Genomic DNA, 7,825 nt, shown 5'->3' with positions numbered 1-7,825 from the left:
CCGTACGTCACGCCATCGTCGATCTCATCCTTCGGCCGCCGTCTCAGCAGTGCCCATATTGCCGAAAGCAAATCCTTGAAAAACAGGGGCGCAAACACATTCTGCCAAAGTAGTGCTAGGGCGCGTACCCATAAGGAGGAGAGGTCAGCTTTTTGACCCGCCACGTAGGCGAAGGTTCTGGTCTCGTCAGAATCACATTGCACCTCGAGTACAATGACCCAGGGGCACCCTTATTGTCGGCGAGGTGCGGTCCTTGCGGCAATTGTTTGAGTCAATGCTGCCGGAAATGTATTCGACGTTGGTGGAGAGATGCCGCAAACGATCCGGGGCGCGGGGTGGCCGTGAGGTCAGTCGAAACCGATCGACACAGCCYGTGAGCCCGACTGCGCCAAGCGTCCCGTTCCTTTTTCAGGTCTGACAATTCGTTGCGGAGCAGCTTGATAATTTGGCGCTGGGTGTCAATCTCCGCCTGTAGGAGAGCCATTTCTGCCCGTTCCCAGCCCGCATCGTCTTGCCCCACTGAGTCGCCGGGGCTTCCCTCGGCCGCTCCAAAGGCGTACACGCGGTGCAGCAGCAACTCGGCGGTGTCGATCTGGCCGATGTTCAAATCGCGAGATACCGGGGCAGCTTCCTTCAGCCTCAACATGGTGGACCTCTTTTTTAGGTCACCCCCATTGCAACCTCCCAGATCCGGCTTAACCATTCGTTAACCTTGGACCAGTGGCAGCGGCGCGGATGATCTTTGATCCTAGCCCAATAGTGTGCGCCGACCGCTCCTACAAGAGACGTGCGCTTGGTTTCGCGGGCGAGATTCTACGTGATGCCTCGATAGCTGGGCCAGGCCGCCCATCGCTCATGCATCGGCGATCTCGTCGGGCGAATTGATCTGCAATCGCGCGAGCAGCCTGGCTTTCTGCTGTGAGACTTGCTTGGCGGTGCCGCCGAGCCTCCTCGCAATCTCCTTGTTACCAGATGTCAGCCTGAAGTCTCGCACGTTCGGTTGCCGCGCGACGGCCCCAATCCTCTCCGGGGGCTTTTGGGACAAAGGAGGCCGGGGACGCTGGGGCCGCGAGCGCGCGGCTTGTCCAGCGCACCGACGCCATCCTCTGCTTTCGGCGCGCTCGCGCGCTTACAAATGATACGTTGCCACATTAAATTCGCGGGTAGCCTGCCTCCAACACATCTTCAATAGGAACGCTGGYGCTCGACAGCATTTGAATCACGCTTCGCGCCGGTCCAATTCGTCCCGGAGCGCTTTGCACGTCGTGACTGCGCGGCTCCAGCATGCTCGCGACCCTACCGCTGGAGCGGCCTGTTCGGCGCGGTGAGGCTTTTCCCATGCACGCACTCGTCACAATCTTCGTTCACTTTAGGCAGATCGCGACCTGACCGGGGCCCATGTGAATAATCCAAACAACAATCCCAATTGCGACAGCGACAAGTGCCGCAACTCCGCAGGAGAGGTCCGGAGCTACCCCAACAGCCATCCTCCGCTGACCCTGTGCAGAACGTGCTGGGCTCACGAGAGTGCGCGTAGGAGATACAAGACTGGCCTGCGAGTGCTGACTTGGGCACAGGGCGACAGAACTATCAGCGCTCTGTCCTCACATACGGACTGAACTCAGACGTTCGCTGCAAATCCGGAACGGCATTCAAGGAGAGTGCTTCACCTCGCGGGTGCCGGGGTCCTGTGTGCGAATTTCCAAAGACGCTCCAGATAACAATCGAAACGGCGACGAGGAGCAAAAGGTCACGGACCATGGTATCCTCCCTTTCGCTGATCAATGGGGCAATAAGCCCAACGTTCCTCGACGAGCCGTTCGCGGTCGGCCGGTAATGGCAAACGCGCCGTCGTGCGAACCGCTCGATCACCATTCATGTACCGCGCCTTGCCCTAGTCAAACACGCTGACGCTTATAGAACTCGTGATCCGTCCGGCGTTGTTGAACCTTTGCAGGACTCTCGTGACCTACGTCCGTGGGGTGGGAAACGGAGATTTCCTATGACCGAGCATCGTACGATCACTGGATTGGTAGCTGTTGTTCTCCTTGCTGCCGCCACGACCGCAGCGATAGTCAGGCCCTCTGCCCACCGAGCTGTAGTGGCGACGAACTCGATGTTGATCGGAGAGCTAACAGCCGCTGCAGGCCAGCTCCCGACTAGTGAATTCGATGACCAATCGGTGATTTTCTCGACTAAGCGCTAGTCACCCTATCCAGCTTGCGGATCGGCCGCTTGGTGCGCTGGAAGCCAGTGTCGCGGCGTTGTGCGTTGTCCAGAAACTACTCTCGTATGACGTGAAGCTGGCGCGCATGTGCGGCGCAGATGTGGTTGCGGAAACGCCGCGCAAGCACCAGGATAACCCCGAGCGCGACTATGTTCACGAGCTGTGTCATCATGAACACCACATCGCCTATGGTGATCGAATGACCGAGAAAGAGCGCTGACGACAACGTCCATAGTGCGTACGCGCGCACGCTGATTCCGACGGAGCGTTACTCACTCAAGAGGCGCCAGATCTGAGGGACGTAGGCGCCGATGTCAAGCGCGGTCGCAAAATAGCCGACGAGGAAGGGAGACTGTTGCGAGAGCCACGTATGCAATGCGTTCATGATAGCCTCTTCGAATAGGAGAAGAAGCTACCGACTCATACAGGCCGGAAAGAGCATCGACAAATGTGGTTTCGCAAATCCATAATGCGCAATATGCAGCCGCTCACAGGAACTACGTGCCAGGAAAGAATGGCAACTCAGCGCAATTGCTACATCCGACTCTCGTCTAACGAGATGAACTGACCGCGTGATGTAACAACGCCAATCCCGAACCGGTGACTTGATACCATCCATGACGCTGCCCCTGATCCCTCCAAGACTGCCACACCATGCAATATCTGATATGGGCCATAGAGCACATCGAAACCAGGTGGCCGTGCGCCACGCGCGCAATGCTCTGAACGCGCTGCGCCGGGACAACGGATCACCTCGCACCAACAAACACGGGCCCTAACCGACGGGGTGAACGCAAACGCTTTGCGCAACGTCGGGCACGCCTCTGCACGCTACCGCCGTGCAGAATGACGGCCGGGGAAAATAGGAACCTCAACGACAGTGAGCCGGCCATCATCGAAATCGTCGGCCACATCAATCATTTGCCCATCCGGCGCGCGCTCCAGCATTCGCAGGCGCCTGGGGCCTGCTGGCAACGGCTCGACTATGCTGTACAGAACGCGGGGCTTATCCCATCCCAGAGGCCCAACACTCTTCTCCAGCTTCCGCACACGTCCGCGCAGGCTGTCAAATCGCAGTGTCATCGCGTCCCGTCCCTTTCATCGAGCCGAGCATGCGCTCCGCAGGGTCATGGGTTCCGTTCCGCACGATTTCCGGGATGAACCATGATCGCTCATCCGACCTGCGCACCTCAGGGGCGCGTTCATCGCGTGGGATAAGGAGTTTTCCTCACGGCTTTGATCGTCACCCAAACAACGCGATCTTTCCAACTATTGTCTTTATCATTGCCCTCGTCGACCGGTTCACCGCGGAATTTAATATTCTCATCAGGGATTTTTACTTTGTAGAGGCGTTTGAGAAGATCGGCCACGTATTTCGCTCGACCTTCAGAAAGGGTGATATTCGGTTCCGTGTCACCGAGTCTGCTAGCGTGTCCCACGACCTCGATCCCGGTGATGTTCTCTGCTCCGTATTTAAGAATTTGTGCGTCCATGACCCGCATCAGATCCTTTATTTGATCCATCTTGTTCTTAGGTTCGTGGTAATTCCCGACTTCTCTTTTGTTAGTGTCAAAGTAAACAGGATGCTTGTAACTTTCATTGTAGATTACTGATTCCGGCTTAGGCTTCTGCTCCGGCAAATTCAGCAGCATCGTCCATTCTCTTTTTTGAGCGAGATCACCGACGGTCCGCGTCCCACCTCTAGTATCTGTCGTTTTCCCCGATTCCCGTTCCACGGTCGGCTTTGGGATCCACTTGATTATCTTGTCAATGATTCCCGCAGCAGACTCTTTACTGACGCCGACCTTCCAAGTCGCGTCCTCCTTTGTTGTTTCCCAGCTCTCCACCAAAACGTCTGCCGACCCCAGGACCATCGAAGTCTTCACTGCCACATATCTGGGGTCATTAGTCGCTGACAACCACGCTTTCCCCTCGATAAATCGAAAGGGACTTCTCTGCTGGGCGGCTCGATTAAACGGCTCGCCCTGAAGCAATTTTTCGGTGACAAGAAAACGAACTTCATCATTCTGGAAAATGAAGGGGAAGTCGGCACGAACATGTTGTTGGTACATGTTCTTCCCATCTCTTGCTCCCTTTCCGTCAAGAGACGGGAAATAGAGCATTGCTTGAACACTGAGTAGAGTATCAGCGTGTCCCGCTGGGAGCCCGCGCAAGTAATCCCAGAATTGCGTGGGCACCGTGAGCGATGAATCCATCGGTGTTTCATCATCCGGAAAGTCCTCAAATCGTTCTTTCCTCCCAACGCCGACTAACACACTTAGGGCGACGCCGATTGGCCCTTTCAAACCGGGAATATTGATAAATTGTTGTGCCATTCCTTTCTCCTTGAGGCTGAGGCACTGTTGTGCTCGTGACTTAGCGGTTTCGGAGACTCTCCGGGGCAATCTTTGAACGGTTGAACAAGAGAGCGCCGGCAAAGCGGGCAGCCTCCTCTGTACACGGCGCGCCGAGCCTGTCCGCAAGCTTTGGGTAGGTGCGGGCGCAAGCATTGAAGAGGGGGGCACGATCGGCCTCGCCAGACCAAGGCCCCGCATCCTTGAGTCGACTGGATTTGCGATTCGGTTTGCGGGATGCGGCAGAACACCGCAACGCCTGGCCGGCCGATCACGCACCCGTGTCGATGAGGGTAATGCGGGAGATCAGCACGTCCACAGCGCGCCAGCCACAAAGCCATTTGACGATTGATTGGCGGGTCTAGTCCCTCTCAGGCGCAGCGCCCTCGGCTACTCCGGAAAAACCCGGCGACCCTTGGAGGAGCGCCGGGATGATCCGCCGATCTCAACGCCATTCCAATGGCTGACAGGTTGAACAAATGGCGCTGGCGCGTCTATTCGAAACCCGCCGGATCGCCTCGTTTTAGTCGGACGTGTGGCTCGCAAGCCACGTCACCGAGTGCAAGGCACCCACCGCGCAGGTCGCTGCGGCGGTGGTGGTGCTGGCCGGAACTCAGCACTCTACCGTGCAGACGATCGCTCGCCGCATAGCACGATAAGACGTCGCGCGGACCAGGAACCGGCGCAGCCCGACGATCATTGGCCCTTATGCCGACCATGCGATCGGCATTTGAGGCGACCCCGGTCGGCAACTGCCTCCAAGGTAGCGCACCATGGACCGCATATTTCTCGCCGTCATCGTCTCGGCACTGCTGCTGCTTACCGGCGCCTTGGGGCTAGTGCTCCGCGAAGTTGGTGGATCTGATATCAGCGCGAAGCGCTCGCTATTCACGCCCTCCCACGTTCCGCTGCCTCCGCCTCCTGATCCTGGGACCGTGGGACAGGCCGCTCGTCCCGAGTTTCGCTCAGAACGAACAGGAGAACCCCGGCCAGCCCGACCTGGGTCATTAGATTGAGAGCTACCGTTCAGAGCGATATTGGGGGCGCGCGATTTCAGTGCACCCTACCGTTCAGATAATCGCGTTGCAGTAGGCCGCGGCCGCTCTGGATTTGCAGCCGACGCCTGAGATCAGTCCGTATATGAGGACAGAGCGCTAGCGCGCGACTGCAGAAGGAATAAGGTCCCTCCAGCGGTAGGGTGCGACCCGGATACGGAGATGGATTGGGCTCATCAGCGATTCTGGAGGACGCCCCATGGATACCGAAAAGCAACCGCCTCAAGGTCAGGCCAAAAACTCTTCCGAGCAGAAGCCAATCATAGATCAGATGATCGACCTTGCTGCCAACGCGGCCGGAGTGCTGGCCGACCGCCGTGAAAACGGTGGCGGACAAAGCAAAAAAGGCGGCGGCTAGACGCATCCCCAAGTCAGTCAAGAAGGTGGCGACAACCGTCTCCAACGCTGCCGCAAGAAGAAAGCAGTCAAAAAAACTGCCAAAAAGAAATCTGCCAAGAAGGCCGCAAAGAAGTCAGCCAAGAAAACCATGCCCAGGAAATCAAAGAAGGTCGCTAAGAAGACTCAGCCAAAAAGAAGATCGCGAAATCGAGGCGCTGATCAGGCCAGCATCCGCAACCAAGCGCTGATCGTCAGAGCGTGATGTGCTTGACCGACGACAGATGCTTCAGACRCATGTCTGAGACATTTCCTCGGCCTCTTCTTTGCCAGCACCCTAAGCATTTCGATGCCGATGTCGCCTTCCTGCGGCGACCTGATGAAGTCGAGCTTGCCCACGGACTGTTCGACGGCTGCGATGACTGCAAGTGCGTGTTTGGCTGTCGCGACTTCGGTCGTCAAAACCGCGACAGTGCTTCGCTTCAGAAACCCGATGGTGTAAGGCATTTCTGCTTCCAAAGTTTCGGGACGGTCATGACGTCCACTTGCTGAAAGGGCGGCTTCAGCCTCCGGTACCTGCTGCTAGCGCCGGACTTCGAGCAGAAGGTGTGATACTGGCCCGAAGCGCGAAGCCAATGTTGGTCGCACGCGCGCGTTCCTACTGAAGATGTGTTGGAGGCAGGCTTCCCGCGAATTTAATGTGGCAACGTATCATTTGTAAGCGCGCGAGCGCGYCGAAAGCAGAGGATGGCGTCGGTGCGCTGGACAAGCCGCGCGCTCGCGGCCCCAGCGTCCCGGCTCCTACCGCCCGGACGATTGGGGCCGTCGCGGCCGCGTCAGCGATAGAGCAGTGCGAGGACCATCAATGCCGGTGCAATCATGCCCAGCAGGATAATTAGCACGATCTAGGGTACACAAGTGAACAGATGGAACAGACGGCGGTGCGACATGCTCGCTTCGGTGCGCTGGGCAAGTGGCGCGCTCGCGGCCCCGGCGTTCCGGCTCCTGTCCCAGCCTCCCCGGATGCTTGGGGCCGTCGCGCGCCGATTATGTACGTGGCGTGAAACAGCGCGACAAATGCGCGTGGTTATGAATAGGGGGCTTCTCAGTTCACAGGCACGTTTTTGGGGATGACCGGATTAGGAACGCCTCCGATTGCCCCTAGTTGAGGGTCTGGAGAAGGCCCATGAATAGGCGAATTGATGAAGCCGTTGCGGCCCGGGCCTACGAGTTGTGGGAGCAGGCAGGTAAGCCAGAGGGCCGAGACGAAGACTTTTGGCGCTTGGCCGAGCAGGAATTGCTCAACGAGGATCAAAGCTCACCTCGACGCACACCGGATACGCTTTAGGCGAGGGCTACCCGGCATAGCCGCGCTTGCCGGCTATCATCTGCCCTGCGCAACCCTGAGGAAATTTGGCGGCGGTCTTTCTAAGCCACCATGGAGAACCGGTCCAGTGCCGGCAACGTCTCGGCCCTGACTGTCCGCAGACGGATCGTCCGTCATCATACCCGACTTCACGCCGCTCCTCCGCCGGATAGCTGAGGCTGTTCGGCGCATCGCTCAGTCACGGAAGATGGAAGAAGAAGTTCGTGCGCGCGCGGAGAGCCACCGGGATTTGCGACCCAAGAATTCTGAACCAGCGTTGAAGTCGTCCGATGCCGCCTGAATGTCCGTTGAGGGTCTTGGGTGTGTGCAAACGGATAGGTCGGCACGCGGCCGTGGTCGCCAATCGTTGCAGGCGGCCGATGTCTCGCGTCGGAGCGTCCAATGACTGGCCAAAGTGGGTATCGCGACGCGATATTGCGCTTTTGGAGGCCGACGCGATATTGCGCTTTTGGAGGCACTTTCCGGC

General features: G+C 58.0%; 7 protein-coding genes. 3 read left to right on the top strand and 4 right to left on the bottom strand.

The annotated features are described in order from the left end of the window. Positions 1 to 271: 271 nt before the first annotated feature. Entirely contained in the window at positions 272 to 646 is a 375-nt protein-coding gene (locus tag AB4Z51_RS43460) for a hypothetical protein (protein ID WP_441499630.1), read from the bottom strand. A gap of 1,651 nt (positions 647 to 2,297) precedes the next feature. Here AB4Z51_RS43460 and AB4Z51_RS43455 point away from each other — a divergent pair. Beyond that, positions 2,298 to 2,447 carry a hypothetical protein gene (locus AB4Z51_RS43455; protein WP_354134735.1) on the top strand — a complete coding sequence of 50 codons (150 nt, stop codon included), beginning with the start codon at positions 2,298 to 2,300 and terminating at the stop codon, positions 2,445 to 2,447. A gap of 982 nt (positions 2,448 to 3,429) precedes the next feature. Here AB4Z51_RS43455 and AB4Z51_RS43450 read toward each other — a convergent pair. After that, complete coding sequence (locus AB4Z51_RS43450) at positions 3,430 to 4,563, bottom strand: OmpA family protein (RefSeq protein WP_441499629.1); 1,134 nt, start codon at positions 4,561 to 4,563, stop codon at positions 3,430 to 3,432. A 1,272-nt stretch (positions 4,564 to 5,835) separates the two neighbouring features. On the opposite strand from AB4Z51_RS43450, the gene AB4Z51_RS43445 reads away from it, so the two are divergent. Further along, positions 5,836 to 5,994: a hypothetical protein gene (locus tag AB4Z51_RS43445; RefSeq protein WP_167768356.1), complete on the top strand. Its 159-nt coding sequence runs from the start codon at positions 5,836 to 5,838 to the stop codon at positions 5,992 to 5,994. 200 nt (positions 5,995 to 6,194) lie between these two features. On the opposite strand, the gene AB4Z51_RS43440 is transcribed toward AB4Z51_RS43445, so the two are convergent. Next, positions 6,195 to 6,479 carry a hypothetical protein gene (locus AB4Z51_RS43440; RefSeq protein WP_441499628.1) on the bottom strand — a complete coding sequence of 95 codons (285 nt, stop codon included), beginning with the start codon at positions 6,477 to 6,479 and terminating at the stop codon, positions 6,195 to 6,197. 679 nt (positions 6,480 to 7,158) lie between these two features. Here AB4Z51_RS43440 and AB4Z51_RS43435 point away from each other — a divergent pair. Further along, the gene (locus AB4Z51_RS43435) at positions 7,159 to 7,320 is read left to right on the top strand and encodes a DUF2934 domain-containing protein (RefSeq protein WP_080586918.1); all 162 of its coding nucleotides are present in this window, start codon (positions 7,159 to 7,161) and stop codon (positions 7,318 to 7,320) included. Positions 7,321 to 7,537: 217 nt separating this feature from the next. Here the strand turns inward: AB4Z51_RS43435 and AB4Z51_RS43430 are convergent. Further along, the coding region (locus AB4Z51_RS43430) for a hypothetical protein (RefSeq protein WP_441499627.1) at positions 7,538 to 7,825 on the bottom strand (288 nt) is incomplete at its 5' end.

It is taken from the genome of Bradyrhizobium sp. 2TAF36 (genome assembly GCF_052114925.1).
GTDB lineage: Bacteria > Pseudomonadota > Alphaproteobacteria > Rhizobiales > Xanthobacteraceae > Bradyrhizobium > Bradyrhizobium barranii.
Note: the sequence above shows the minus strand (reverse complement) of the source record. Positions and strands in the feature narration are given on the sequence as shown.

What these genes read in the sequence shown, in the direction of transcription:
- AB4Z51_RS43450 (WP_441499629.1), bottom strand. Translation starts at nt 4,563, where the DNA reads ATGGCACAACAATTTATCAATATTCCCGGTTTGAAAGGGCCAATCGGC.
- AB4Z51_RS43435 (WP_080586918.1), top strand. Translation starts at nt 7,159, where the DNA reads ATGAATAGGCGAATTGATGAAGCCGTTGCGGCCCGGGCCTACGAGTTG.
- AB4Z51_RS43445 (WP_167768356.1), top strand. Translation starts at nt 5,836, where the DNA reads ATGGATACCGAAAAGCAACCGCCTCAAGGTCAGGCCAAAAACTCTTCC.